The sequence below is a fragment of the Fructilactobacillus sp. X7R9C1 genome (assembly GCF_059901005.1).
Genome location: NZ_JBWXVG010000078.1, coordinates 1 through 234 on the forward strand (window position 1 = coordinate 1; position 234 = coordinate 234).

The following is a 234-nucleotide window of genomic DNA, read 5'->3' on the forward strand; positions in this document are numbered from 1 at the left end:
TGGAACAGTTCCATCCAATGATAATAAGCACGATCGTCCAGTTGAACCGGCTGATAATCGTAAACCAATCGTACCAGCTGAACCGACCAAAAAAACCGCTCATTCTCAAGATCTGCCAGATAAACAACCTCATGAATCAGGTAGAATCGCCCCAGATAAAAAGATAGCTGGGAATCACAGTGAGCCAATGGCAAAACGTATCAGTCAGAGTAGTAAGAAGCAGAAAGATCAGCA

1 protein-coding gene is annotated in these 234 nt (G+C 43.6%); it reads left to right on the top strand.

Features of this window, described 5'->3' with window-relative positions:
• Positions 1 to 234, top strand: a 234-nt coding sequence (locus AC6UD0_RS07490) for a hypothetical protein (protein WP_500708727.1), incomplete at both ends; no start/stop codon positions are given.